Genomic DNA, 26,160 nt, shown 5'->3' with positions numbered 1-26,160 from the left:
GGCCGACGACACTTCGGTTCACTGGGCAAAATTTGCCCGGTCCATGGTTAGCAAAGTGTTAACGCCGAAGCGGGTGCGACCGCATGGCAGGGGGCTGGCCGGCGGGCTTGACCCCCGGCCCGGCACCGGGAACTCTGCGCGGATGGAAACGCCCTTGGCAAAGACCGGCAAAACGCCGGCGTTTACGCTCGACTCGCGTCAGGCCTGGATCCGGCTGGTGCTCGCGCTCGTGATCGGCTCGATCGGCAGCGTCGGGATGTGGTCGGTGGTCGTGGTGCTGCCGACCGTGCAGGCGGAATTCGCCGCAACCCGCGGCGCAGCCTCGTTGGCCTTCACCCTGGCGATGCTCGGTTTCGGCCTCGGCGGCGTCGTGACCGGCAAGCTGACCGACCGGTTCGGCATCGTGGCGGCGATCGCGGCCGGCATCGCGCTGATCGGACTCGGCTATTTGGGGGCCGGGCTGTCGACCTCGCTGTGGCAGTTCACAGCGGTCCACTTTCTAATTGGCGCTGGTGCCTCGGCGACGTTCGGCCCGTTGATGGCGGAGGCCTCGCATTGGTTCGAGCGCTACCGCGGCCTGGCGGTGACGATCGCCGCCAGCGGAAACTATGTCGGGGGCACGATCTGGCCGCCGCTGGTCAATTGGGGCAGCTCCACCATCGGCTGGCGCGCCACCCATATCCTGATCGGCGCGTTCTGCGTGGTGTCGATGACGCTGGTGGTGCTGCTCCTGCGTGCGCAGATGCGCGGCCATGCCGCCACCAGCCACGCCGCGGCGCTGCCGCCGAAGATCGATCTGCAGCTTCCCACCAACACGCTGACGGCGCTGCTGAGCATCGCCAGCATCGCCTGCTGCGTGGCGATGGCGATGCCGCAGGTGCACATCGTCGCGTATTGCGGCGACCTCGGCTACGGCGCGGCGCGCGGCGCCGAGATGCTGTCGCTGATGCTGGCGTTCGGCATCATCAGCCGGATCGGCTCGGGCTTCCTCGCTGACAGGATCGGCGGCATCCGCACCCTGCTGCTCGGTTCGGTGGCGCAGGGCGCCGCGCTGCTGTTCTATCTGTTCTTCGACAGCCTGGGCTCGCTCTACGTGATCTCGGCGATGTTCGGCCTGTTCCAGGGTGGCATCGTGCCGGCCTATGCGATCATCGTGCGCGAAGCGATGCCGGCGCGCGAAGCCGCCACCCGCGTCGGCATCGTGATCATGGCCTCGGTGATCGGGATGTCGTTCGGCGGCTGGATCTCCGGCGTGATCTTCGATGCCACCGGCTCCTACGCCGCGGCCTTCGTCAACGGCATGGCCTGGAACGCGCTCAACGTCGCGATCATGCTGATGTTGCTGCTCCGCGCCCGGCGCCGCGGACCGCGGGTGGCGATGGCGTAGCGGCGAGGGCAGAGGGCGGCGTCAGGCCGACAGCCGGTCGAGGTTTTCGCCCTCGGCCGCACAGCAGCGATTGCGCCCGCTGCGTTTGGCCCGCAGCATGGCGTGGTCGGCGCGGGCGAGCAGCGCCGCGCCATCCTCGGCGTGCTGCAGCGAGGCGATCCCGATGCTGACGGTGACGCCGCCGTCGACACCGCGAAAGCCGTGCTCGGCGACCTTGCGCCGGATCGTCTCCGCGGCGTGTTCGGCGCCGGCGAGAGCTGTGCTCGGCAGCACCGCGACGAACTCCTCGCCGCCGAGCCGGCCGACGAAATCGCTGCCGCGCAGCGATCCCTTGATCACGGCCGCGACCTCGATCAGCGCCGAATCCCCGGCGGCGTGGCCGAAGCTGTCGTTGATCCGCTTGAAGCGGTCGACATCGACGAACAGCAGCGACAGCGCGTCGCCGTGCGCCGTCGCGTGGGCGACATCGGCGTCGATGCGCTCCAGCAGCGCGCGGCGGTTGGCGAGGCCGGTGAGCGGATCGACCAGCGCGAGCTGCTGCAATTGCTGGGTGCGCTCGGAAACTTCGCGTTCGACCCGGCCGCTGGCGTCGGCGATCAGGTCTTCGGACTGCTTGATCTCGGTGATGTCGGTCGCGGCGGCGATCAGTCCAATGCAGCGGCCGCGATTGGTGCGCGGGCTGATCTTCTCGCGCACCCACGCCCACCCGCCGGAGCTGGTGCGGACCCTGAATTCGAGCGAGGCCGTGTGCCCGCTGGCGAGCACCTCGGCGATGCAGGCCGCGTAGCTGCGGCGGTCGTCGGGGTGGATGAAACCGGCCCAGTCGACCGCCGAGGCCGGTTGGACCTCGGCCCCGACCAGATCGAACCACGGCCGGTTGGCGAAGTCCCTGCGGCCGCTGGTGCCGCTGATCCAGATCAGCGACGGCGCTTCGTCGGACAGCATCCGGAAGCGTTTTTCGGTCTCCATCAGCGCCGCCACCAGCACCTGTTCGGCCGAGACGTCGCTCTCGGGCGGCGTGGTGACGCGATCGAGCAGCGCGCGGGCAACGCGGCGGTCGAGCTTGAGGATGTGGGTCACCAGCCAAGTGATCAGCAGTTCCAGGAATGCGCCGGTGGCTTCCTCGTCGGACAGATCGGTGCGCGCCGCGACTTCGTCGACCTTCTCGATGAACGAGGCGTGCACGCAGGCGTGGCGTTCGATCTCGCGATGCGTCAGCGCGGAGCAGCGCATCAACTGTTCTTCGTCGCAGAAATGCGTCGCCGCATAATCGCGCAGCTCTGCGACCAGCACCGCCAGTGTCGGAAGGTTCTCGCCGTTCTGCACCGCGTGCGCGAGGCGGTTGGTCAGTTCGAACAATTTGCGGTGCTGGTCGTCGATCCGCTGGTTGCCGGTCTCGAACAGCGGATTCCATTGAAACAGGGGCATTGACGCACGCCGAAAGGTAAGATCGGCCGGCAATCTAAGGCGCGAATGTTGGTACAATCTTAAGCCAACCGGCCAACTCGACATCGAATGCGCTGCATTTCGGCGAAGACTGCCGCTACCGATTGCGACTTTCGGCGCAAGCCGCGCGACCGCGCCGCAAGCACCGGCATCGCGGACGTGTCCTCTCGCGGACCATCGCCGCCGGGGCATCAGCGCCCGCTGCGGCTCGCTGCGAGCGCTGCCGCCGGTCACCCTCTGCTTTGGTCGCGGCGGCGATTGCCGCAACCCCCACGCCATTGTAAGGGAGGGCCGTGCCCGTCCGCCGCCCCCGCGCGGCCGCCGGCGGGGCCTGTAGCTCAATGGTTAGAGCCGGCCGCTCATAACGGTCTGGTTGCAGGTTCGAGTCCTGCCGGGCCCACCAGGCCAAGTGCAATAATGATCACTAGCCTCAAGATGAAACTTCCAATCCGCCGCCAAAATACATAAATTACATATTTTAAAAGCGGAGCAACGGAGTTCCCGACATGAAAGTCTTCGCCTCGAGTGACCTTCAGCGGAATCCATCCGAGATCCAAAAGGCGGCGCTGCTGGAGCCCGTATTTCTGAGTTATCACGACAAGCCTCGTTACGTGATGATGTCGCTGGAAGAGTATGTGAGGCTGAAGGGGGCGACCATCGTAGCCTCGCCAGACTCTTTCCCGGACAGCGTGATCGAACGGATTCGCGAAATCGCGGATAGTCACCCGGATATGGATGTCGAGATCGGCGGCGGGCTTGCCGTCCATCTGGAGTGAGGAAGCCAAGATGGCTTCGGACCTGGATAAATATCCGGAGCCTCGGGCCGGTCTTGTTTTTCGATACGATTATCTGAGACCGCGAGAGTTCAAGGCAGGCATCGAACACGGCAAGGAACGGCCGGCCTGCATTCTCCTGCCATTGAAGCAAGGAGAAGTTCTTCAAAATATCACCGTCGTCGACGAGTCGTCCACGCGCGTGATTGCAAACTACGTCGCGACGAAGAACGACATCATTATTATCTGCATTCAAACGGACCCGCCGGCAAAAGACCAACTAGGCGTTAAACTTGATCTCGGCACCAAACGCTACATCGGACTACCCGACACGAGAGAATCGTGGGCCATCGTGTCGGAGGTCAATATTGATACTTGGCCTTCGAGCGGCATGGGTCACATTCCAGACAAGCAAGGACAATTCGTCTATCAACGGCCGATGCCGGGTCCGATGATGGCTCAGTTGGCGAAGCGTTTCCTTCGGCTCAGGGAATTGAACAAGGTTTGGGCTCTCAGGCGCCATCCGTAGACAGCGCAATTGTTTGAAACGGACTTTCCGACCAACCTCGAAGTGAGCCTTGCAGAACTTCTCGATGCGCTGACGGTGCGATCGGTTAGCAGATCGGACCTAATCCTCGCTTCACGCGCCTGATATCCACAAGCGGTATGTAGGTGTCCCTTGCTTGCGGCGAATCGTGATTAGATCGTGCTCGTCGTTCTGCGATCCCGCGGCCTCGATGTGGCGGGTAAGATAGTATTGCCTGCTACAGGATCAGTCGCAAAGTCATTTGCGGCCAAGTTGTTTCCGATGCGAGACGCCCTGCTACCCCGATGAGCGCTTGGATCAGTGTTGCCGTGGATGCGGTCGCCGCGCGCGCGGCTGCTTGTGCGGGCGAACGAGGCTGTTTTGTCCGATCATGACGATGCACACGGATATCGACCGAAACTGGAAGGATCGCGTCTCCGCGCAGGCGTTGAAGCAGATTCGCGATCTCGATCTTTCGCTCGATCCGGAGAGCTTCGAGCTGTGGTACACGTTTTTCGCCGGCCGGCACAAAGCGCTCACCGAAGCGATCGACGCACTGCTCGCCGCCAAACCGCGACCGACCTCGCGTGACATTGCCGATGTGTACGAGCAGGTGCTGTTTCCGTCGAAAGCGGCGACGCGGATTCACGCGATCGGCGCCGAGGTGCAGACGCAGTCGAGCCGGTTGATCGACGTCATCGCGCAGGCCTCCGACGCCACCCACGGCTATCAATCCCGGCTGTCGAGCGCGGCGCCGCGGCTGGCGGGCGGGGGCGGTGACGATGGCGTCGCGGCGATCGCCGACGATCTGTTGAGCTGGACGATCGAGATGCGCGCCACCAATGCGCTGCTGGTCGAGCAGCTCGACGCGGCGGCGGCGCAGGTCCGTAGGTTGCAGGATGAGTTGGATCGGGTCCGGCTGGAGAGCATGACCGACCCGCTCACCGAGGTCGGCAACCGGAAGTTCTTCGAGACGTCGATGGCGCGGCTGATCGCCGCCGCAGCAGTCGACGGCCCGCTGTCGCTGCTGATCGTCGATCTCGATAATTTCAAGCAGTTCAACGACCGTCACGGCCACGTCGTCGGCGACGACGTGTTGCGGCTCGCAGCCGCGACGATCAAGCACAGTTGCCGCCGCGACGATGTTGTCTGCCGCTATGGCGGCGACGAGTTTGCGATCATCCTGCCCGGCACCGCGCTGAACGATGCACTGGCGGTCGGCGAGAAAATCCGGGCGGCGATTGCCGCGCGCGAGCTGCATCGCCGCTCGACCCACGAGAGCCTCGGGCGGCTGTTGATCTCGATCGGCTCGGCGCAGCTCCGGTGCGGCGAAGCCGCGCAGGATTTCGTCGAGCGGGCTGATCACTGGATGTACGCAGCCAAACAGGCCGGCCGCAGCCGGTTGCAGTGCAGCAGTCGCGAGCCGCAGCCGCCAGCCGCGACGCAGGCCAGCATTCTCTGGCACGACAGCTACGCCTGCGGCGAGGCGGCGATCGATCGGCAGCACCGCGAGCTGTTCGATCTCGCCAACCTCGTGCTCGGTTCTGACGTCGAGGCGCTGGAGCTCGACAAGCTGGCCGAGGTGGTCGACTTGCTGATCGCCCGGGTCGGCGACCACTTTGCCTACGAGGAGCAGATCCTCGAAGGCATCGGCTATTTCGATCTCGGCCGTCACCGCGTCGAGCACGACCATCTCTTGCTGCGCGCAGGTGAGCTGCGCGATGGGCTGCTGGCGAGAGATCAGTCGCTGGGCGCGTTGCGCGAGTTCCTGGTGAACACGGTGATCATCGGTCACATGCTGCATCACGATCAGCAGTTCTTCCCGCTGCTCGACCACCGGATGTCGGCGGGGGCACAGCGGCAATCATCGCTGTAGCGTGGCACCACCCGACGCACGGGACCGTACCGTTCGATCGGATTACGCCCATCCAAGCCATTTGATACGCCGTATTTGCCCGAAACTGATGTACGATGACGCACTCCGATGGCTGGCGAGTCGATCCGATTGTCGCCGCCGGTCTGGCTTGGGCGAAGATTGACGCGGATGATCGGGTCGCAGTTGGGCAATGTCGTGATCGTGGTCTGGCGCGAGGGCGTCGAGGCCTTGCTGATCGTCGGCATTCTCAATGCATGGCTGCGCAACAACGACATCAGCGGCCGTGGCCGGCGCTATCTGTGGGCCGGCGCTGCCACCGGACTGCTGATCGCCGCAGGCTTCGGTGTCACCATCGGTTTGTTCAGCAGTTCGATTCCGGCCGGCAGTCGCCAGATCTACGCCGCGGTCGCGGCACTGCTCGCCGCCGGCCTGATCGTGCACATGGTCTTCTCGATGCGCGAGCAGGCTCGCATGTTGCGGGTCGAGCTCGAATCCGCGCTGCGCGAGGAGACGATGGCGGCGAGCTGGTGGGGCGTTTTCACGCTGTCGGCGTTGGCAATCGCGCGCGAGGGGGCCGAGACCATCCTGTTTCTGCTCGGCACATTGGCCGTGCATCCGGTCGCGCCGGCCGAACCGGTGCTCGGCGCGGTGGCCGGACTGGCGCTCGCTGTAGCGACCTACGCGGCGTTGCATTTCGGCAGCGTGGTGATCACCTGGCGGACGTTCTTCCGCGTCACCGAAGTGGCGATGCTGCTGATGGCAGCCGCGCTCTTGGTCAGCGGGGTCGATGCGCTGAGCCGGGTCGGGATGCTGCCGGCCACCGGCCGGCTGTGGGACAGCTCTGCGCTGCTGCCGGACACCGGGGCGGTCGGTGCGCTGGTCGCCGGACTGACCGGCTATCGGGCCCATCCGACGGTCCTACAGCTCGGCGTGTATCTGGCCTATTGGCTCGCCGTCGTGGTGTTACTTCGCAAGACGGCCCCGGCCGATGCGGTGGTGGCTGCCAAAAGCCGCGCCGAAACGTAAGCCGAGACGCGTGGCGTCGGAGCCGACGCCTTGTCGCTCAATTTGAAGCCGGTTCTGCGCGCGAGCGGGTTTCCGGTGGGCCCTAGAAAACTCTGGCACGCGCGGCGGCGTCCTGGGCCGCCTCGTCTTCCATCGAGCCGCGCAGGCGGCCTTGCTCGGCGAGGTGAGGGTACTGCCGCTTCATCTCGGCCTGCAGAAACTTCACCGGCACATCGAAATACGCACCGTGCTCGCGGACATATTCCATGAACCGCGCGTCGTTGTTGTCGAATGCCTGCATCACCGCATCCGACGAGCCGTCGAAATCGAGCGGTGCGACGCCCAGCTTGTCGCACAGCGTGCGATTGAAGGTCGGCGACGCTTTCACCCAGCGCGTCCCGGTGAAGCATTCGGCATAGCCGTGCCAGGCGAACAGGTCGGTGCCCATCGTCCGGGTCAGGTTCTCGGTGGCGAGGTGATTGCGCACGTCGGCAAAGCACACCCGCGCCGGAATCCCGATAGCGCGGGCGAGCGCTGCGAACGCCGAGGCCTTGCCGACGCAATAGCCGCGCTCGGCGCGCAGCACGCTGGAGGCGCGGAAGATCTCGGGGCTGGAGAAGTCGACGTAAGGATCGTAGCGCACGCCGTCGCGCACCGTCAGATACAGCGCGCGGAGTTTGTCGGCGAGCGTAGCCGCGCCGCGCGTCGCTTCAGCCGCTCGTGCGATGATTTCGGGGTGGTCGCTGTCGACGAATTCCGCCGGTGCCAGGCAGACCGCGATCTCGGAAGCGGCGGGCTTGGCCGCGGCGGAGGTCGTGCCCTCGCTGCCCGGCTCAGACCGCATGCAGCTTCGGCCGCGCCGACAGGATCTGCTTGGCGATCACCACCGGGCAATCCGGCGCGTGCTTGATCTCGTCGCCGGTCTGCAGCCACGGCACCGAAGCTCCGCATAGTTTGCACTGATTGTGCGCGCCGCCGTCCTCTTCGGAGACGATCTCGATGGCCGTCTTCAGCAGGGCGGTGGCGATCTTGCGGACGTCTTCGGCGGTGGTGTCGGTCATGGCTTGATTCCGTGAAACGCGCGGCGACAGGGCTGCGGCGGCCGGAGTGTGCCGCCGTTCAGCAGGCGTTGCAACCGCGTGCGGCGCTGAATGCGTGATTAGTAGCAAGGATGGCGGCGGCCATCCTGCCCGCGATAGGCGGCTGCGCCTTGGCTGCACAGCGCCGACAGCGGACCGTCATAGGTGGCATAGGTTTCGCCCGGCCATACCGGCGGCCCGTAATTGTGGCTGTACGGCGCGCTCGACGGGTGATGGTGGTGGGCGCGATGATGCCGGTGCCCGGCCAATGCCGGTACTGCGGTCGCAGTGGAGAGGATCATCACCGCACAGGCGAGCTTGAAGGTGGTCATTTCGGACTCCGTTCGTTCCCGGAAGGGAACGCGCCCGACCGGCTGAGGTTTCATCGCGCCGTCGACGTCGCTCGCGTCAGTTTCGCTCGGCCGCTTCGACTCGTGCCGGAGCGGCCCGCTCCGCCACGGCGTCGGCCATCCGCTCGATCTCGGCCGCGATGGTCTCGGCATGGGCGTGATGCGCCATATGGCCGGCGCCGTTCAGCCGCAGCAGCCGTGCCTGTGGCACCGCCTGGGCGAGCGCTTCGGCGTGCACCTGCGGCGGCACCACCGGATCGGCAGTGCCGGCAACGATCACGGTCGGCACCTGGACAGCGCCGTAGCGCGGCACATGATCGACCAGTTGATCGCGCAGCCCGGAATATTCTTCGAGACTGGCGGCGAACCGCTTGGCGGTCAGCGCCAGCGCCAGCCGGCTGCGCTCGGCGTAGTCTGCCGGCGGCGTCTCGGGCCGGAAGATCCGCGTCGCGATCCGCTTCATCATCGCCAGCGACAGCGGCGGCAGCAGCGTGTAGGTGACGAGCGGCTTCATCAGAACTTCGGCGGCGCGTTGGAACAGCGGCAGGCCCTGCGGCCGCGGGTGGGTGGTCGGATTGATCAGCACCAGGCCGGCGACGGTATCGGGATTGTCCAGCGCATAACGCAGCGCGATCAGCCCGCCGAACGAATGCCCGACCACGATCAGCGGCCCCGCGCCACGGTCACGCAGCACTTCGCGGATCAGCGTCACCTGATAGGCCGGCGATGCGACCGGGCCGGTGCCGGTGACGCTGTAGCCCTGACCGGGACGGTCGGGAATGATCACCCGCAGCCGCTGCGCCAGGCGATCGCCGAGCGACATCCGCATGTCCTCGCAGCACAGATTGGCACCGTGCAGCAGCAGCACGGTCGGCTGGCCGGGAGCCGCCGGGCGGGCAGGTGCGAGATCGAGCGCGTGCATCCGCACGCCATTGGCATTGATGAACACGCCGCGCGGCGGATAGCGCGCCTCCAGCCGGCGCGCCAGCCGGCACGATACCCAGCCCGCCGCCGTGAACAGCGCGACGACACTCAGCACCAGCAAGATCAACGTCGTCATCGCATCCTTCGGCCATAGGTCATCGGCCGCGAACGACTCTGCGGCGCGCGAAGTTGAGCACGGGGGCGCGTGGCCGCAATTGATCTTTCGCAATGGCTGCCCATCGGTCCGGGGATAGGTCTCGACAGAGCGATCGACCGCGGATCAGAATGTTGCAGCAAGCCGAGAAGATCGACGCGCCGCGGCCAAATCCGGCGGCCCGCTGGGGAGGCGGGTTGTGGCGTCACAAATGGGCGGCGCTCGGCGTCGCGCTGGTCCTGATCGGGACCGGTCTTGGTCTGTTCCGGCTGCTGCTCGGGCCGGAAGTGGTCGCCGTCGCGGTACAGCGCGGCAATCTGGTGCAGACCGTGGTGGCCAGCGGCCACATTGAAACCCCGTATCGCGTCGAGATCGCCAGCCAGATCACCGGCACTGTCAAGGACGTGCTGGTCAAGGAGGGCCAGCAGGTCCATCAGGGCCAGCAGCTCGTCGCGATCGAGGCCTCCGAACTGAAGGCTTCGGTGGTGCAGGCCGAAGGCGCGGTGGCGCAGGCCGAGGCGCGGGTGCGCCAGCTTCGCGAGCTGACCAAGCCGGCGGCCGACGAAGCGCTCAAGCAGGCGCAGGCCAATCTGCTCAATGCCCAGGCTGCTTACGAGCGCGCCTCCAAGCTGGCGGCCTCCGGCTACGGCACCAAGGCGACGCTCGACGACGCTACCAAAAATCTCGACGTCGCCCGCACCCAGGTGCGCACCGCCGAGCTGCAGGTGTTCACCTCCAGCCCCGGCGGCAGTGATTTCGTGATGGCCGAGACGCAGCTCGCCCAGGCGCTCGCCAATCTCAACACCGCGCAGGCGCGGCGCGGCTACGCCACCATCGTCGCGCCGCGCGACGGCGTGTTGATCACGCGCGCGGTCGAGCGCGGCAGCGTGGTGCAGCCGGGCAAGGCGCTGCTGGTCCTGGCGCCGGCTGGCGACATTCAGATCGTGGTGCAGATCGACGAAAAGAATCTCGGCCAGCTCGCGCTCGGTCAGCACGCGCTGGCGTCCGCCGACGCCTATCCGGACAAGCGGTTCGACGCGACGCTGAGCTACATCAATCCGTCGGTCGACATCAACCGCGCTTCCGTCGAGATCAAGCTCAAGGTCGATGATCCGCCGGATTATCTGCGCCAGGACATGACGGTGTCGGTCGACATCGCCACCGCGCGCCGCGACGACGTGGTGATCGTGCCGGCGCGGGCGGTGAACGACGCCACCGCGGCGCCTTACGTGCTGAAGGCGAGCGGCGGCCGCGCGGTGCGCCAGCCGGTCAAGCTCGGCCTGCGCGGCGTCGGTTTCTACGAGGTGATCGATGGTCTCGCTCCGGGCGACCGGGTGATCCCGCTCGCCACCGGCGTGAAGCCGGATCAGCGTATTCGGCCGGTGCTGCGATGAAGCGCTGGCTGCCGTTCGAGTGGATCGCCGCGGTGCGGTTTCTGCTCGACGGCGCGGTGCAGACGCTGGTGATCGTCGGCGGCATCGCGATCGGCGTCGGCGTCATCGTATTCATGTCGGCGATGCTGGCCGGTCTGCAGGCCAATTTCATTAAACGGGTGCTGACATCCGTGCCGCAGATCCAGTTGCTGCCGCCCGATCAGGTGGCGCGGCCGCTGCGCGACCAGCCCGGCACGATCGAGGCCGCGGTGGTGCAGCGCCCGACCCAGCGAATGATCTCGATCGATCAATGGCCGAAGATCCGCGCCGAGATGCAGGCGCGGCCCGACGTCGTCTACGCCGCCGCCACTGCGTCCGGCTCGGCGCTGGCGCTGCGCGGTGACACCAGCCGCGCCGTCACGCTGTACGGCATCGAACCGGAGATCTATTTCAAGATCGTCAAAGTGCCGGATTTCATCGTCGCCGGCGAAGCGCAGGTCACCACCGAGGGCATTCTAATCGGCATCGAGCTGGCGCGCGATCTCGGCGCGTCGCTCGGCGACAAGATCATCGTGTCGACCCCGCTCGCCGGCAACCGCATCCTCACCATCAAGGGCATCTTCGATTTCGGCAACAAGGCTGCCAATCAGCGCAACACCTTCGTCACGTTGCGCAATGCCCAGAGCATGCTCGGGCTGATCGGCGGCGTCACCTCGATCGATCTGACGGTGGCGGACATTTACGCAGCGGAGAGCATCGCCCAGGAGGTCCAGGCGATGTTGCAGGTGAAGGCCGATAGTTGGATCAAGACCAACGCGCAGTTCTTCACCGCAGTGCAGGCGCAGCAGAACTCCAACACGCTGATCCGGCTGTTCGTCGGCCTGTCGGTGGCGTTCGGCATCGCCGCGGTGCTGATCGTGACGGTGATCCAGCGTTCCAAGGACATCGGCATCCTGCGCGCGATGGGCACGCGGCGCGGCCAGATCCTGCGGGTGTTTCTGATCCAGGGCGGACTGCTCGCCTTCGTCGGCTCAGTGCTCGGCTCGGCGCTCGGCGCGCTGGCGCTGTTCACTTGGCATCGCTCCGCGCGCCAGGTCGACGGCAGCGAGTTGTTTCCGTTGATCCTCGACGTCGATTTGTTCGTCTGGGCGGCGGTGCTCGCCACTGCGACCGGCGTCGCTGCGGCAATCGCCCCGGCGCTGCGCGCCGCGCGGCTCGATCCGGTGGTGGCGATCCGTGGCTGACGTTCTTACCCTCGACGGGATCCGCAAATCCTACAATGTCGGCACGCCGGTCGAGACCGAAGTGCTGCACGGCATCGACCTGACGATGCAGCGCGGCGACTTCCTGGCGCTGATGGGGCCATCCGGCTCGGGCAAGTCGACGCTGCTCAACATCATCGGCCTGCTCGACCGACCGACCGGCGGACGCCTGCTGATCAACGGCGAGGACACCGGCCAGCTCGCCGACTCGGCGCTGACGCATCTACGCGGTCACGCCATCGGCTTCGTGTTCCAGTATCACTATCTGATCTCGGCGTTCACGGCCCGCGAGAACGTGATGATGCCGATGCTGGTCGATCGCGGCCGTCCCGATGCGGCGATGGAGCAGCGCGCCGACGAGCTATTGGACCGCGTCGGGCTGTCGAAATGGCGCAACAACAGCGCCTCCAACATGTCCGGCGGTCAGCAGCAGCGCGTCGCAGTGGCCCGCGCGCTCGCGATGGATCCCGCCCTGGTGCTCGCCGACGAGCCGACCGGCAACCTCGACACCAAATCGGCCGACGACGTGTTCGAGCTGATGCGACAGATCAACCGCGAGCGCGGCACCACGTTTCTGCTGGTGACCCACAACGACGATCTGGCCGCGCGATGCGACCGGATCGTGCGCGTGGTGGATGGTCGAATTGCGGGGTAGCGCCTGATCAGTCGGTAGTCCGGCGCGAGCCCGTCCGAAAACGTGATGCGCGGGCTCGCCTCGAGCCCGCGCATCGGTCAATCGTGGTCCGCTTTAGTTCGTGACCTTCGCTTCGAGCACCTCGCCGAACATCTCCCAGCGGTCGCCCTTGAAGCGCATCAGCTGCATCTGCTCGATCGGGAAGTGATCGGTGGGCGAGGTGTTCATGGTGATGCCCGGCAGCAGCGATGCCGGCGCGTAGCCCTTCAGGCTGGTCGCGACCTTCATGATGTTGTCGCGGGTCAGATTATCGCCGGCCTGCTTCAGGATGTATTCCAGCGTCTGCGCGGCGCCGTAGGAATACAGCAGCAGACCGTTGGAGCGATCGGAGCCCGGCATGTATTTCTCGAGGAAGGCGTCCCACTCCTTCACGCCCGGATCGTCCTTCCAGGTCGGATCGGTCGGATCCTTGACGTAGCTCGCGGTGATCGCGTCCTGCGCAAATTCCATCCCGGCCGGCTTGATCACTGCACCGACTGATGACGAGACGTTGTTCAGAACATGAATCGGCTTCCAGCCGAGTTCGCCCATCTTGCGGATCGCCAGCGCGGCGAATTTCGGCGTGGAGAGATTGAGGAAGAGGTCGGCGCCCGAGGCCTTGAGCTTGGCCATCTGGGAATCGATGGTCGGATCGGTGATGTCGTAGGTCGCCTCCGAGATGATCATCGAGGCCTTGGCGCCGAACCCGTCCTTGACGCCCTTGTAGATGTCCTTGCCGTAATCGTCGTTCGCCACCAGCACGGCGATCTTGGCGTTGGGATGGGTCGCCATGATCCACTTCGCGTAGATCCGGCCCTCCGCCTGGTAGGGCGGGTTGAACGGCATCGTCCACGGATAGGTCTTCGGATCCTCGCCGAACCGCGTGCCGCCGCTCGACAGCATCAACTGCGGCACCTTCTTCTGGTTCAGGTACTTCATGACGGCAGTGTTCGAAGGCGTGCCGAGCGTATGGTACAGGAACAGCACCTCGTCGCCTTCGACCAGCTTGCGGGTCTGCTCCACCGCCTTCGGCGGCGAGTAGGCGTCGTCATACGAGATGAAATTGATCTTGCGGCCGTTGATGCCGCCCTTCTCGTTCAGCATCTTGACGTAGGCGCTCTGCACCTGGCCGACGATGCCGTAGGCCGACGCCGGGCCGCTGTAGGGCACGAAATTCCCGATCTTGATCTCGGTATCGCTGGCGCCCGGGCCGTAGGCCTTCTGTGCGGACGCCGCGGCGGGCGCAAGCAAAGAAGTCGCCGCCACAATGGCCGCAAGTTTGGATAGTCTCATCTGTTTCCATCCCATTTTCTTGGCGCGATCATTCTCGATCGTCACGTTTTGATATTAGTCGTGCGCGGGATGGCAACGCAATGCCGATCGCGTGGACCAATCAGCGCATGGGAGACACGTCACCGCGTCGTTTCAGTTAGTACTGATCGCGCGCCGCCGCCGACATCTGCCAAATGGACGATAATTTGCTCTGCGCGGAATTTGCGGCAGGCAGCGCGAGGGCGTCGCTATCCAGGCTGTGCTCAAAGCTGCCAATCATGCCGAGCCTGCCGGCAACATAGATCGACCTGTGCGGCGTTCGCCGCTGCTGCCGGGCATGCTGATATGCCCGGCAGACCGGTCAAGCCGTCTCGAAGCTGGTCGAACGCGAGAGCGCATTCCAAGCGTCGAGTTCGATCTTCATTGTCTCGAGCTTCTGTTCGACCAGCCCCAGCGCGTCCTCGCCCAGGAACAGACGGGTTGGCGGATTCTGAGCTTCCACCAGCGCGAGCAGGGCCTGCGCGGCTTTTGCCGGGTCGCCGGGCTGGTTGCCGCTCTTGGCCTGCCGGGCGGCGCGGATCGGATCCATGACTGCGTCATAGTCGGCAATGCTGCGCGGCGTGCGGTCCATGGATCGGCCGGCCCAGTCCGTGCGGAACTGACCCGGCGCGAGCGCGGTAACCCGGATCCCGAAACCCGCCAATTCCTTGCCAAGCGCTTCCGAAATGCCTTCCAGAGCGAACTTGCTGCCGCAGTAAAAGGTGATTCCCGGCATGGTGATGAAGCCGCCCATGGAGGTGACGTTGACGATATGGCCGCGGCGCCGTTTGCGCATCCCGGGCAGCACCGCCTTGATCATCGCCACGGGGCCAAAGACGTTGGCCGCGAACTGACGCTGGAGTGCATCCATGGAGGATTCCTCCAGCACGCCCTCATGACCATATCCGGCATTGTTCACCAGTACGTCGATGACGCCGACTTGCCGCTCGGCATCCGCCACAGCCGCCGGGACGGCGTCGAAATCGGTGACGTCGAGCATCAGCGGGTGAGCGCGGCCAGGAGCTTGCGCGGCAAAGGCCTCGGCGTCGCCGGTCCGCCGCACCGTGCCGATCACCCGATGGCCGGCCTGCAGCGCGCCTTCGGCAAACGCGCGGCCCAAGCCCGAGCTGACACCGGTGATGAGGAAAGTCTTCGAAGGAACGCTCGCCATGGATAGCTCCGTGTTGAAGAATATTTATATCATGATATAGATGCCGGCATGGCACATGGCAAGATCAAACCCTCTTCCACCGGCGTCAGGGGCGAGCCGCTTCGTCAGCGCGTCATCGATGCTGCCGAACGGCTGCTGCGCGACGGCAAAGCCGATTTCTCGATGCGCGACCTCGCTGCCGAGGCCGGCGTCAGCTTTGCGACTCCATTCAACCAGTTCGGCAGCAAGGCAGCGATCATGCAAACGCTCTCCGCACATCGGATCGATACGATGGAAAGCCGCTTTGTCGCGGCGCCGCCGCTGACGGCCGCCACCGAGCGCGTCCTGCTGGCGATCGATACGGCGGCTGCCGTGATGCTGGAGGAGCCGAAGGTCAACCGCGCGGTGATGGGCTGGCTTGGTACCGCCAGTGCGTCGCCCGGACAGGTCTGGGCGCGCTCGACAGCGCTCTGGACACTTGCGCTGGGTGCGGGGGAGGGACTGATCGCGGCGCGGCGGGATCAGGCGCTACGATGCTTGCCGGGACAACTCGCCTTCGCCTTTCGTGGGGTGCTGTCGTTCTGGACTGCGGGCGAACTACCCGATGAGGCGCTTGCGCCGAATGCGCGAGAGCTCGCCAGTACCTTGTTGCTTGGCTTCACGGACGGGAAAGTTATCAGGTGATCCAGGCTCGGAGCGGTCGGACGACAAACGACCACTCTCGTAAGTCGTAGACTTCGGCTAGGCGCCGTGACCTCAGCTCGGCCTAGCTGTCCAAGGCCGGGTACAAAGCCTCTTGCAAGGAACAAACAAGTGTAGAATGGGGGCCATTCTAATTTGTTGAGACGAGGCGTTCGTGAGCTTGATCGAGGGAGCAGCACGCGATCTAGGCCGGGTTGCTTCCGGCCTAGATCGCATTTTAGCAAGGCCGGTCTCGATCGTCCCAGCGCGCGCTGTGCCGATGAGCCCGCGCCTCAGCGCGTCTGCGGGGTCGTGCGGTCTTCGGCTTTGAAGTACTTGCGGGCATGGGCGACGATCTGGCCGTCGCTGGGGTGATCGGCGGTTTCGACCGCGGCGATCTTCGCCTTCAGGGCGGGGTTGTGGTCGGCGATGTATTTTTCCAGCGCGTGCTTGGTCTGCGCCGGGCCGACGATCAGCACGATGCCGGCGTCAGCGATCGCCTCCATCGCGGCACGGAGGAAACTCTCGTCCACCGGCTCGTGGCCGGAGCCGACCGCGCGATGATGGTGGACGTGCCGGTTCGGATGGTCGGCGTGCACGACGAGCTTGTCGGCCTCGGCCGGATTGAAGTGAAACACGCGTGCCTCGCGATGGTCGATCCAGATCACGGCGTGGAAATGGGGGCTGGTCATTGGGCGGTCTCCCGGAGTCTAGCACGGCACGCAGGCAAGGACGTTCGCGCGGCCGCGCGGCGGCGCGAGCCTACGACGCGGCCCGGCGGCGCTGCTTGATCGGACGCAACTTTGGCCTGAAACGCGCGGGGAGCCTGCGGTCAGCCGGCGTGGCGCACCGGGCGGCCTTCGATCGGATAGGCCGGGTCGTTATAGCCGGGGGTGGAGGGGTGACCGCTCGCCACCAGCGCGTCGATCAGCGCCTCGTCCTCGGCGGTGAAGCGATAATCGAGCGCCCGGACGTAATCGTCCCACTGCTGTTCGGTGCGCGGGCCGGCGATCACCGAGGTCACCAGGGCGTTGTTCAGCACCCAGCCGACCGCGAACTGGCCGGCGGTGGCGCCCTTGGCCTCGGCGTGGGCGCGGATCTGCTGCGCGAGTTTCAGCGACTCGGGGCGCCATTCGGTCTGCAGCATGCGCTTGTCTGCGCGGCCGGCGCGGCTGTCTTTGTCGGGCTCCGCATCGGGCGCGTATTTGCCGGTGAGGACGCCGCGCGCCAGCGGCGAGTACGGCACGATGCCGAGGCCATAGAAGCCGCAGGCCGGAATATGCTCGACTTCCGGCATCCGGTTCATCGCATTGTAGTAAGGCTGGCTGACGACCGGGCGATCGATGCCGAGGCGGTCGCAGATGTTGCAGATCTCGGCAACGCGCCAGGCGCGATAATTCGAAACGCCGAAATAGCGGATCTTGCCGGCACGGATCAGGTCGCCGATCGCCCGCACCGTCTCGTCGAGCGGCGTCGAATGGTCCTCCTTGTGCAGGTAGTACAGGTCGATCCAGTCGGTGCCGAGCCGCCGCAGGCTGTCATCGGCGGCCTGGATCACGCGGCGGCGCGACAGCCCGGCGCGGTTCGGGGCCTCGCCCATCGGATTGGCGAGCTTGGTGGCGAGGATCCAGTGCTCGCGATGCGCCGCGATCGCGCGGCCGACCACCTGCTCGGAGGTACCCATTGAATAGACGTCGGCGGTGTCGATGAAGTTGATCCCGGCATCGCGCGCCTTGTCGATGATCCGCGCCGAGGTCGGCTCGTCGGTAGCGCCGCCGAACATCATGGTGCCGAGGCACAGCGGCGACACCTTCAGGCCGCTGCGGCCGAGCGAACGATAGTCCATGGGGCTTTCCTTCGAGATCATTTTAGACGCCGCAATGCAGGCGGCGGCCCGCGCATTTCAGATCATAACCGCCCGCGGCCGTCATTGCGAGGAGCGAAGCGACGAAGCAATCCAGCTCAATGCACGGAGCTCTGGATTGCTTCGCTTCGCTCGCAATGACGAAGAGAGGCATCGAGACTATCGATGCCTTCGAGGTCAGTGCCCGCTACTTCTTCACCAGCGAACATGCCGGATCGGGCGGACCGAAGGCGGCATCGCCGGGGATGTGGGCCAGAATCTTGTAATAGTCCCACGGATATTTGGATTCCTCCGGAGTCTTCACCTGCACCAGCATCAGGTCGTGGACCATCAGCCCGTCCTCGCGCAGTTTGCCGCCACGGGCGAAGAAGTCGTTGACCGGCTTCTCACGCATCTTCGCAGCGACCTTCAGCGGATCGTCGGTGCCGGCGTCCTTGACCGCCTGCAGATAATGCAGCGTCGTCGAGTACACGCCGGCCTGCCACATCGTCGGCATCCGGTTCATCTTCGCGAAATAGCGCTTCGACCATTCGCGGGTCTTGTCGTCCATGTCCCAATAGAACGACGTCGTCAGCAATAGCCCCTGCGCGGTGGGCAGGCCGAGCGAATGCACGTCGGTGATCAGCGCCAGCAGCGCCGCCATCTGCTGGCCGCCCTTGAAGATGCCGAATTCGCCGCCGGTCTTGATCTCGCTGACGTTGTTGGGCGGGCCGGCTGCGATGCCGATGATCTTCGCTTTCGAGGCCTGCGCCTGCAGCACGAACGACGACACGTCCGAGGTCGCGAACGGTGGCCGCACCGAGCCGAGTACCTTGCCGCCGCTCTTGATCACCATCGCGGCGGCGTCCTTCTCAAGCGATTGGCCGAAGGCGTAGTCGTCGGTGATGAAGAACCAACTGTCGCCGCCGCGCTTCACCACCTCCTGGGCGGTGCCGACGGCGAGCGCGTGGGTGTCGAACACCCACTGCATCGCGTAAGGCGAGCAGAACTTGCCGTGGAAATCGGCCGCGCCGGTCGACTGGGTGATGAACAGCCGTTTCTTCTCGTTGGCGATGTTCTGCACCGCGAGGCCGACCGCCGAAACCGGCACGTCGAGGATCAGATCGACCTGCTCGACGTCGTACCAGCGACGCGCCAGCGTGGCGCCGATGTCCGGCTTGAGCTGGTGATCGCCGACGATCACCTGGATCGGCTTGCCGAGCACGGTGCCCCCGAAATCGTCCACCGCCATCTGCGCCGCGGTGACAGAGCCCTGTCCGGTCGGGGTCGAGGCGGGGCCGTTCATATCGGTGAGGACGCCCAGCTTCACGACGTCGTCGGAGACTTGCGCGCGGGCGATGGACGACGACAGCAGCGCGGCCGTCATCATCGCCGCCGCGATCGATCTGGCGATCATTCGTTTCTCCCTTGTTCCGGCTCTGCGGCCGTGTTGTGTTGACGAAACTTACACCATTCTGCCGCCACCGCAATTTACCGGCGGCATGACGACCGGGGACCGATGTTCGCGATTTTGGGGTTGGGGTTTCTGCTCGGGATGCAGCATGCGCTCGAGGTCGATCACATCGCCGCGGTGTCGACGATCGCGGCGCGGCGCAGCGGCGTCGCCGATATCGTCAAGCACGGCTTGACCTGGGGGCTCGGTCATACGCTGACGTTGTTCCTGTTCGCCGGCATCGCGCTGGTGATCGGCCAATCGATCCCCGAGGATATCGCGCAGCCGCTGGAGGGCGCGGTCGGCTTCATGCTGGTGGGGCTCGGTGGCCATCTGCTGTGGCGGCTGTGGCGCGACCGGGTTCACGTTCATGTCCATCAGCACGGCGACGGCGTCAGCCACATCCATCTGCACAGTCACGCCGACCGGATCAGTCACGACGCGCCGGCCGCGCATTGCCATGGTCATGGTTTCCGTTGGCGCACGCTGCTGGTCGGATTGATGCACGGCATGGCCGGCTCTGCGGCGCTCCTGGTTCTCACCGTGTCGCAGGCGCCGAGTCCGGTGCAGGGGCTGCTTTACGTCGCGCTGTTCGGTCTGGGATCGATGGTCGGAATGGCGGCTCTGTCGGCGGTGATCGCGGTGCCGCTGGTGATCTCGGCGCGCTCGCTGACAACGGCTAATCGCGTTCTACAGGGTGCGGTCGGCGTGCTCACGATTGCGATCGGACTATCGACCATCCACGCGACGCTGCTCGCCTGAATTGCGGCGAAGCGCCGAAGGCCAGCGCGGCGTCAGGCGATCTTGCGCAAAATCGCCGGCGCAGGCAGCTGCGTCTCTGCCGGCGGCTCCGGGGCGGGCTCGTACACGGCGTAGCAGTCCTTGCCGAGTTTCTTGGCGTTGTAGAGTGCGACATCCGCCGCCGCGATCAAGCGCTCGGGATAAAGGCCGACCTGCGGGGTCCACTGCGCCACGCCGATCGAGGCGGCGATCTTGATTTCGGCGTTGCCTTGCTCCGAGACGGCGCGGCTCTCTTCCAGGATGTGGCGGGCGATCATCGCGCCTTCGCGCAGCGTCGTGCCGGGCATCACCACGCAGAATTCGTCGCCACCCGCCCGCGCCAGCAGATCGCCGGGACGTAGCCGAGACTGCGCGACATTCGAAAACCGGCGCAGGCACTCGTCGCCTGCAGCATGGCCGTGGCCGTCGTTGATCGCCTTGAAGCCGTCGAGGTCGATCGCCAGCACGGCGAAAGGCTCGCCGGTCCGCGCCGAGATCGCGCACTGTTCCGACATCCGCTGCAGCAGATGCCGCCGGTTTGAAATCCCGGTGAGATCGTCGAGCAGCGCCAGGTTCTCGACCTCCGAGCGCAGCCGGTCTATCGCCATCAGCAGGAACGCGAAGTTCCATGTCATCGACAGGAACACGAGCGCCAGCACCAGCGCCGCCTGGAAGGCGTTGAAGTGTACGATCGACAATTCGCCGCCCACACCTATCAGCGCGGCGATCGAGCGCACGACATAGACCGCGAGGATCAGGCTCGCGATCACCGCTGCCATTCGCGCGCCGGGGTTGCGGCGTCCCGCCTTGGACATCACCAGCGGCAGCGTCATGGCGACGGGGATGAACTGCGCGACCGAATAGACCACGATCCGCATCGTCATCGAGTCGACGACGAAGACGAAAAAGCTCAGCGACACCGCGGTTGCGCCGGTGATGACGAGGGTGAGAGTCCACGGGACCCGTCGCCCGTAGAAGTCGTAGATGCCCATCACCGACAGACAGCAGGCGAACACCACCAAGATGCCTGCGGTGATCAGCGACAGTTCGAGGTTGATCACCACGCGCAGTATACCGACCAATGAACCGGTCGCGAGCAGGAAGCAGGCCGCCGTCATGTAGCGGGCTGGCGTGAAATTCGGGTAGCTGCGGGTCACGTGGATCCACACCAGACCCAGCGAGATGAAGTTGATCAGGAAGACGATCCACAGCGTCGGCATGCTCAACATGCGCGCCTCCGCCCGGTGGAGGTCGCCCAACCCCCGATTGCTATCTGTCGTCCGCCCATGACTACTCCCAAAGTTGAGCGGAGGTTGCGCCGCGAGCGTTTAACGGAATCTGATCATGCTTCGCAAAAATACGAGTTGGTTTTGAAACAGTGAACGGCGCCGCAGCATTGCGTGACAGCGGCTGTTCACTTCGCGTTAACGTTGAGTAATGCGCGGAATGGGAGAACAATTGTGGATAACAACGCGAAATATCTTCGTTAGCCGATAGAAGCGACAGCGAATCTGTTCGGATCAAAATGGAGGCGGTTGCAAGATCGGCGAGCCCGGTCCCGTCTCGTGTGGAGTTAGTATCCATCAGCTCGAGAGGACGAGATGGCGAAGAAAGCCAAGAAGGCGAAGACCGTCGCTAAGGCCAAGAAGGCCAAGACGGTGAAGAAGGCCGCCAAGAAGGTCACGAAGAAGGCGACGAAGAAGGCCCCCAAGAAAGCGACGAAGAAGGCCGCCAAGAAGGCGACCAAGAAGACCGTGAAGAAGGCACCGAAGACGGCCAAGAAGGCGAAGAAAGCCAAGAAGGCCAAGAAGTAACTGCTCCGGAGGCGCCCCGCGAGGGCGCCTCCGCCGGCCGCCGGCGAAACTGCAGGCGGCTTGATGGTCGCCTCTCGGCGGGGCGGCTCTGCGACCGGCGGGCTTGCCCGGCGGCGGTTTTGGGGGCATAGCCGGCTTCAAATGCGGCAGCCGCTCTTATAGGGTCCGCCGACGTTCCGGCCGGCGCCCGCCGCCCCAACCCCCGAAACCGATGAAGATCACCCAAGCGTTCCGCTTCGAAGCCGCCCATTATTTGCCGAAAGTGCCGGAGACCCACCGCTGCAAGCGGATGCACGGGCATTCCTATCGGGTCGAGCTGCAACTCAGCGGTCCGGTCAATCCGGACACCGGGTTCGTGCTGGACTTCTTCGAGATCGAGGCGGTGTTCGGGCCGCTGCTGAAGCGGCTCGACCATTATTGCCTCAACGATATCGAGGGGCTGGAGAACCCGACCGCGGAGAACATCGCAGTCTGGATCTGGCGTCGGACCAAGCCGGAGCTGCCGCAGCTTTCCGGCGTGCGCGTGTACGAGACGTCGGACTGCTGGGCCGACTACGCCGGCGAAGACGACTGATCTCGGGGCGGCGCTTCGGCCGCCCGATCCGGTTTGGCCGCGGACGATGTGCGCGGATCGCGGCGCCGATCAGGCGCGCACGGGTGCCTTGCTGCGCTCGGCCTCGGTCTCCTGCTCCCAGCGCAGGATGGTCGCATAAAGATTCTGGAACTTGCTGGCGATCTCGCCGTCGAAGATCGGATCTTTGCGGTCGTCGATCCGCGCGTCGATCTTGGCCCAGTCTTCGGTCGTGAGGGTTTCGAGCGCGGCGGGGAACAGCAGTTGCTCTTCCTTCAGCATGTGACGGCGCTGGTGCTCGATGAAGTCGCGCGCGGCAGTGTGAAAGGTCTGGCGCGGCAGTTCTTGATCGGCGAGCACGTCGTCGACGACCTTGGCGAAATTCGCCAGCCGGTCGACTTCCAGCTCGTGTTCCTTCTCGATGTCGCCGACCGTTCCTGCCACCGCAGGATTGCGCTCCTTGAGGATGCGGTAGACGACGTCTTCCTTCGGATGATGGCAGGCCTCCGGGTACTCCTTGAAGTACTGGATGATCGCCTGGAAAATTTCGTAGTCGGGGCGCTCGCGGCGATCGAACACGCTGAGCTCTTGTTCGAGCACGTCGAGCAGGCGCGCGATGTTGCGGTGCTCTTCGTTCAGCAATTCAATGATTCGTGACATGGCCGACCTCGATGTCGCTATCCGCAAACATGAATCGATCTGCGGCAAAACTACGCGACCGCAAAATACGTCCAATCGACCGCCGATCCTTGCGTTAGATCAACTGGACGCAGGCGGCTCTTAGTCGCAACCACGCTCCGTCACAACGCAGTCCGGCGCAGGCGTAGCGCGTTGCCGATCACGCTCACCGACGACAGCGACATCGCCGCCGCGGCGATGATCGGCGACAGCAGCAGACCGAAGCTCGGATACAGAATGCCGGCGGCGATCGGGATGCCTGCCGAGTTGTACACGAAGGCGAAAAACAGATTCTGCCGGATGTTGCGCATCGTCGCCTGCGACAATTTGCGGGCGCGGACGATACCGCCGAGATCGCCTTTGAGGAGCGTGACGCCGGCGCTTTCCATTGCCACGTCGGTCCCGGTTCCCATCGCGATTCCGACATCGGCCGCAGCAAGCGCGGGGGCGTCGTTGACGCCGTCACCGGCCATCGCGACGACGCGTCCCTGGCTGCGCAACTTCGCGACCACGGCGCTCTTCTGATCCGGCAGAACTTCGGCCTCGACATCGGCGATGCCGAGCTTGCGGGCCACGGCACTGGCGGTGACGCGATTGTCGCCGGTCAGCATGATCACCTTGATGCCTTCGGCGTCGAGCGCCTTCAGCGCATCCGGCGTCGACGGCTTGATCGCATCGGCGATCGCAAACAGGCCAGCGAGGCGGCCGTCGATCGCGACCTGCACTACTGTGTCGCCGTCGCCGCGCAGCTCATCGGTTTTCGCCGAGAGCGATGCGGTGTCGATGCCGAGCGACGCGAGATACGCCGGGTTGCCGATCACCACGGTGCGACCGGCGACCTTGCCGGTCGCGCCCTTGCCGGTCGGCGCATCGAATTCGGCGACGTCGGCGAGATCGAGACCGCGCTCCGTGGCGGCGCGGACGATGGCGTCGGCGAGCGGATGCTCACTGGCGCGCTCGACGCTGGCGGCGAGCCGCAACAGCTCGGTCTCGTCCGTGCCATTGGCGGTGACGATCGCCACCACGCTGGGCCGGCCTTCGGTGAGCGTGCCGGTCTTGTCGATCACCAGGGTGTCGATCTTCTCCATCCGCTCCAGCGCCTCGGCGTTGCGGATCAGGACGCCGGCCTGGGCGCCGCGACCGACGCCGACCATGATCGACATCGGCGTCGCGAGCCCGAGCGCGCACGGGCAGGCGATGATCAGCACGCTGACGGCGGCGACCAGCGCGAAGGTCAGCCGCGGCTCCGGACCGAACGTCGCCCAGGCGGCGAATGCGGCGATCGCGGCGAGCAGCACTGCCGGCACGAACCAGCCGGCGACGAGATCGGCGACGCGCTGGATCGGGGCGCGCGAGCGCTGCGCTTGCGCTACCATCTGCACGATGCGCGACAGCATGGTGTCGCGGCCGACCTGATCGGCGTGCATCACGAAGCCGCCGGACTGGTTCAGCGTGCCGGCCACCACCTTGCCGCCGGTCTCGCGGCTCACCGGCATCGACTCGCCGGTGACCAGCGATTCATCCAGCGTGCCCCGGCCTTCGACGATGGTGCCGTCGACCGGCACCTTCTCGCCGGGACGGACGCGCAGTCTGTCGCCGACGCTGAGACTGTCGATCTCGACTTCGTTCTCGCTGCCGTCGGCCTCGATCTTGCGGGCGGTCTTCGGCGCCAGCCCGAGCAGCGCCTTGATGGCGCCGGAGGTGGCCTCACGGGCGCGCAGCTCGAGCACCTGGCCGAGCAGCACCAGTACGGTGATCACGGCGGCGGCCTCGAAGTACACCGACACGGTGCCGCCATGGCCGCGGAACGCGGGCGGAAACAGTTGTGGCGCGATGGTCGCGACCAGACTGTAGATGTACGCCACCCCGGTGCCCATCGCGACCAGGGTGAACATGTTGAGGTTGCGCGTCACGACGGACTGCCAGCCGCGCACGAAGAACGGCCAGCCGGCCCACAGCACGACGGGCGTCGCGGAGACGAACTGAATCCAGTTCGACAGCGCCGGATCGATCAGGCCGTGACCGCCGACGAGATGGCCGCCCATTTCCAGCACCACAGCCGGCAGCGCCAGCACCAGGCCGATCCAGAACCGCCGCGTCATATCGACGAGCTCGGGATTGGGCGCGTCGTCGAGCGACACCAACTCCGGCTCCAGTGCCATGCCGCAGATCGGGCAGGTGCCGGGGCCGACTTGGCGGATCTGCGGATCCATCGGGCAGGTGTAGATGGTGCCTTCCGGCACGTCCGCGGCCGGCTTGGCTTTGCTCTTGTCGAGATACGACACCGGATCGGCGGCGAACTTGGTCTGGCAAGCTTCGCGGCAGAAGTGATAGGTCGTGCCCTGGTGGGCGAAGCGATGCTTGCTGGTGGCAGGATCGACCTTCATGCCGCACACCGGGTCGATCACCTTGCCGTCGTCATCGGCCGCGCCGTGATCATGACCGGCGTGGTCGTGCGCCCCGCCGCAGCACGACGAACTGTCCGCCTTGACGAGGTAGCGCGCAGGATCGGCCGCGAACTTGGTGCGGCAGCCGCCGCAGCAGAAATGGTAGGTGGTGCCGTCGTGATCGAGGCTGTGCTTGCTGGTGGCGACATCGACGGTCATGCCGCAGACGGGATCGACCGCCTTGGCGGGCGCGTGATCATGAGCGTGGTCGCCATGGCCGCCGCAGCACGACGATTTGGCCGGCAGCTCGGTCAGTTGGTGCAGCTTCGGTGCGGGCTTCGGCGGCAGAGTGAACGGCGTCGCCGCCTTGGCCAAAATGCCCGTAGGATCGGCCGCAAACTTATCGCGGCAGCCGCCGCAGCAGAAATAATAGGTCTTGCCGTCGTGATCGAAGCGATGCGCCGTGATCGCCGGGTCGACGGTCATGCCGCAGATCGGGTCGATCGCCGCGGCCGGCGTCGCCGCGCTGGCGTCCCCGCCGCAACAGGACGAGGTCGCCGGGGCGCTCGCGCCCTTCGATCCGCAGCAATCCGTGTTCTTGACAGGGGCGTCGTGCCCCGCATGCTCACCGTCGCGCATCGCGTCACCCTGGCGCTTGTAACCC

The 26,160-nt window shown here is 65.5% G+C and carries 25 protein-coding genes and 1 tRNA gene; 13 read left to right on the top strand and 13 right to left on the bottom strand.

Going from position 1 to position 26,160, the window contains the following annotated elements:
* Nucleotides 1-142 precede the first annotated feature (142 nt).
* Nucleotides 143-1,387: an MFS transporter gene (locus M9H71_RS12640; RefSeq protein ID WP_455405344.1), complete on the top strand. Its 1,245-nt coding sequence runs from the start codon at nt 143-145 to the stop codon at nt 1,385-1,387.
* Nucleotides 1,388-1,408: 21 nt separating this feature from the next.
* Here the strand turns inward: M9H71_RS12640 and M9H71_RS12635 are convergent, their stop codons facing one another.
* Nucleotides 1,409-2,815, bottom strand: a complete 1,407-nt coding sequence (locus M9H71_RS12635; protein WP_455405343.1) for a bacteriohemerythrin — start codon at nt 2,813-2,815, stop codon at nt 1,409-1,411.
* Between the two features lie 345 nt (nt 2,816-3,160).
* Between M9H71_RS12635 and M9H71_RS12630 the strand changes: the two genes are divergently transcribed.
* The 5 genes from M9H71_RS12630 to M9H71_RS12610 all read left to right on the top strand — a co-directional run bounded on the left by M9H71_RS12630 (nt 3,161) and on the right by M9H71_RS12610 (nt 7,034).
* A tRNA-Ile gene (locus M9H71_RS12630) sits at nt 3,161-3,236 on the top strand.
* Between the two features lie 103 nt (nt 3,237-3,339).
* Complete coding sequence (locus M9H71_RS12625) at nt 3,340-3,609, top strand: type II toxin-antitoxin system Phd/YefM family antitoxin (protein ID WP_455405342.1); 270 nt, start codon at nt 3,340-3,342, stop codon at nt 3,607-3,609.
* A 10-nt stretch (nt 3,610-3,619) separates the two neighbouring features.
* Nucleotides 3,620-4,135, top strand: coding sequence for a hypothetical protein (locus tag M9H71_RS12620; protein ID WP_455405341.1), 516 nt, complete (start codon nt 3,620-3,622; stop codon nt 4,133-4,135).
* A gap of 394 nt (nt 4,136-4,529) precedes the next feature.
* The gene (locus tag M9H71_RS12615) at nt 4,530-6,008 is read left to right on the top strand and encodes a diguanylate cyclase (protein WP_455405340.1); all 1,479 of its coding nucleotides are present in this window, start codon (nt 4,530-4,532) and stop codon (nt 6,006-6,008) included.
* A gap of 168 nt (nt 6,009-6,176) precedes the next feature.
* The gene (locus M9H71_RS12610; RefSeq protein ID WP_455405339.1) at nt 6,177-7,034 is read left to right on the top strand and encodes an FTR1 family iron permease; all 858 of its coding nucleotides are present in this window, start codon (nt 6,177-6,179) and stop codon (nt 7,032-7,034) included.
* An 82-nt stretch (nt 7,035-7,116) separates the two neighbouring features.
* Here the strand turns inward: M9H71_RS12610 and M9H71_RS12605 are convergent, their stop codons facing one another.
* The 4 genes from M9H71_RS12605 to M9H71_RS12590 all read right to left on the bottom strand — a co-directional run bounded on the left by M9H71_RS12605 (nt 7,117) and on the right by M9H71_RS12590 (nt 9,502).
* Entirely contained in the window at nt 7,117-7,857 is a 741-nt protein-coding gene (locus tag M9H71_RS12605; RefSeq protein ID WP_455405338.1) for a transglutaminase-like domain-containing protein, read from the bottom strand.
* Nucleotides 7,847-8,074: a DUF3222 family protein gene (locus M9H71_RS12600; RefSeq protein ID WP_230761352.1), complete on the bottom strand. Its 228-nt coding sequence runs from the start codon at nt 8,072-8,074 to the stop codon at nt 7,847-7,849. The genes M9H71_RS12605 and M9H71_RS12600 overlap by 11 nt, the downstream gene beginning before the upstream one ends.
* A 98-nt stretch (nt 8,075-8,172) precedes the next feature.
* On the bottom strand, nt 8,173-8,424 hold the full coding sequence (locus M9H71_RS12595) for a hypothetical protein (protein ID WP_455405337.1): 252 nt from the start codon (nt 8,422-8,424) through the stop codon (nt 8,173-8,175).
* Nucleotides 8,425-8,500: 76 nt separating this feature from the next.
* A complete protein-coding gene (locus tag M9H71_RS12590) occupies nt 8,501-9,502 on the bottom strand; it encodes an alpha/beta fold hydrolase (RefSeq protein ID WP_455405336.1) in 1,002 nt (333 codons plus the stop codon).
* Nucleotides 9,503-9,651: 149 nt separating this feature from the next.
* Between M9H71_RS12590 and M9H71_RS12585 the strand changes: the two genes are divergently transcribed.
* The 3 genes from M9H71_RS12585 to M9H71_RS12575 are packed head-to-tail and all read left to right on the top strand — an operon-like array spanning nt 9,652 to nt 12,810.
* Nucleotides 9,652-10,914: an efflux RND transporter periplasmic adaptor subunit gene (locus M9H71_RS12585; RefSeq protein WP_455405335.1), complete on the top strand. Its 1,263-nt coding sequence runs from the start codon at nt 9,652-9,654 to the stop codon at nt 10,912-10,914.
* A complete protein-coding gene (locus tag M9H71_RS12580; RefSeq protein ID WP_455405334.1) occupies nt 10,911-12,137 on the top strand; it encodes an ABC transporter permease in 1,227 nt (408 codons plus the stop codon). The genes M9H71_RS12585 and M9H71_RS12580 overlap by 4 nt, the downstream gene beginning before the upstream one ends.
* Nucleotides 12,130-12,810 carry an ABC transporter ATP-binding protein gene (locus M9H71_RS12575; RefSeq protein ID WP_455405333.1) on the top strand — a complete coding sequence of 227 codons (681 nt, stop codon included), beginning with the start codon at nt 12,130-12,132 and terminating at the stop codon, nt 12,808-12,810. The genes M9H71_RS12580 and M9H71_RS12575 overlap by 8 nt, the downstream gene beginning before the upstream one ends.
* Before the next feature lie 93 nt (nt 12,811-12,903).
* Here the strand turns inward: M9H71_RS12575 and M9H71_RS12570 are convergent, their stop codons facing one another.
* Both M9H71_RS12570 and M9H71_RS12565 read right to left on the bottom strand, forming a co-directional pair.
* On the bottom strand, nt 12,904-14,121 hold the full coding sequence (locus M9H71_RS12570; protein WP_455405332.1) for an ABC transporter substrate-binding protein: 1,218 nt from the start codon (nt 14,119-14,121) through the stop codon (nt 12,904-12,906).
* Between the two features lie 340 nt (nt 14,122-14,461).
* Nucleotides 14,462-15,310: an oxidoreductase gene (locus M9H71_RS12565; RefSeq protein WP_455405331.1), complete on the bottom strand. Its 849-nt coding sequence runs from the start codon at nt 15,308-15,310 to the stop codon at nt 14,462-14,464.
* A 48-nt stretch (nt 15,311-15,358) separates the two neighbouring features.
* On the opposite strand from M9H71_RS12565, the gene M9H71_RS12560 reads away from it, so the two are divergent.
* Nucleotides 15,359-15,973, top strand: coding sequence for a TetR/AcrR family transcriptional regulator (locus M9H71_RS12560; RefSeq protein ID WP_455405330.1), 615 nt, complete (start codon nt 15,359-15,361; stop codon nt 15,971-15,973).
* A 290-nt stretch (nt 15,974-16,263) separates the two neighbouring features.
* On the opposite strand, the gene M9H71_RS12555 is transcribed toward M9H71_RS12560, so the two are convergent.
* The 3 genes from M9H71_RS12555 to M9H71_RS12545 all read right to left on the bottom strand — a co-directional run bounded on the left by M9H71_RS12555 (nt 16,264) and on the right by M9H71_RS12545 (nt 19,230).
* Nucleotides 16,264-16,662, bottom strand: coding sequence for a translational machinery protein (locus M9H71_RS12555; protein ID WP_455405329.1), 399 nt, complete (start codon nt 16,660-16,662; stop codon nt 16,264-16,266).
* A 140-nt stretch (nt 16,663-16,802) separates the two neighbouring features.
* The gene (locus M9H71_RS12550; protein ID WP_455405328.1) at nt 16,803-17,816 is read right to left on the bottom strand and encodes an aldo/keto reductase; all 1,014 of its coding nucleotides are present in this window, start codon (nt 17,814-17,816) and stop codon (nt 16,803-16,805) included.
* Between the two features lie 205 nt (nt 17,817-18,021).
* Entirely contained in the window at nt 18,022-19,230 is a 1,209-nt protein-coding gene (locus M9H71_RS12545; protein ID WP_455405327.1) for an ABC transporter substrate-binding protein, read from the bottom strand.
* Nucleotides 19,231-19,332: 102 nt separating this feature from the next.
* Between M9H71_RS12545 and M9H71_RS12540 the strand changes: the two genes are divergently transcribed.
* Nucleotides 19,333-20,028, top strand: coding sequence for an urease accessory protein UreH domain-containing protein (locus M9H71_RS12540; protein ID WP_455405326.1), 696 nt, complete (start codon nt 19,333-19,335; stop codon nt 20,026-20,028).
* Nucleotides 20,029-20,060: 32 nt separating this feature from the next.
* Here M9H71_RS12540 and M9H71_RS12535 read toward each other — a convergent pair whose 3' ends face one another.
* Nucleotides 20,061-21,275: a GGDEF domain-containing protein gene (locus M9H71_RS12535; RefSeq protein ID WP_455405325.1), complete on the bottom strand. Its 1,215-nt coding sequence runs from the start codon at nt 21,273-21,275 to the stop codon at nt 20,061-20,063.
* Between the two features lie 372 nt (nt 21,276-21,647).
* Between M9H71_RS12535 and M9H71_RS12530 the strand changes: the two genes are divergently transcribed.
* Nucleotides 21,648-21,860 carry a hypothetical protein gene (locus M9H71_RS12530; protein WP_455405324.1) on the top strand — a complete coding sequence of 71 codons (213 nt, stop codon included), beginning with the start codon at nt 21,648-21,650 and terminating at the stop codon, nt 21,858-21,860.
* A 211-nt stretch (nt 21,861-22,071) separates the two neighbouring features.
* The gene (gene queD, locus M9H71_RS12525) at nt 22,072-22,434 is read left to right on the top strand and encodes a 6-carboxytetrahydropterin synthase QueD (protein WP_164606468.1); all 363 of its coding nucleotides are present in this window, start codon (nt 22,072-22,074) and stop codon (nt 22,432-22,434) included.
* A gap of 69 nt (nt 22,435-22,503) precedes the next feature.
* Here the strand turns inward: queD and M9H71_RS12520 are convergent, their stop codons facing one another.
* Nucleotides 22,504-23,091: a hemerythrin domain-containing protein gene (locus M9H71_RS12520; RefSeq protein ID WP_455405323.1), complete on the bottom strand. Its 588-nt coding sequence runs from the start codon at nt 23,089-23,091 to the stop codon at nt 22,504-22,506.
* A gap of 140 nt (nt 23,092-23,231) precedes the next feature.
* On the bottom strand, nt 23,232-26,135 hold the full coding sequence (locus tag M9H71_RS12515) for a heavy metal translocating P-type ATPase (RefSeq protein WP_455405322.1): 2,904 nt from the start codon (nt 26,133-26,135) through the stop codon (nt 23,232-23,234).
* Between the last annotated feature and the right edge of the window lie 25 nt (nt 26,136-26,160).

It is taken from the genome of Rhodopseudomonas parapalustris (assembly GCF_053772255.1).
This window is presented reverse-complemented; position numbering and strand designations above follow the sequence as displayed.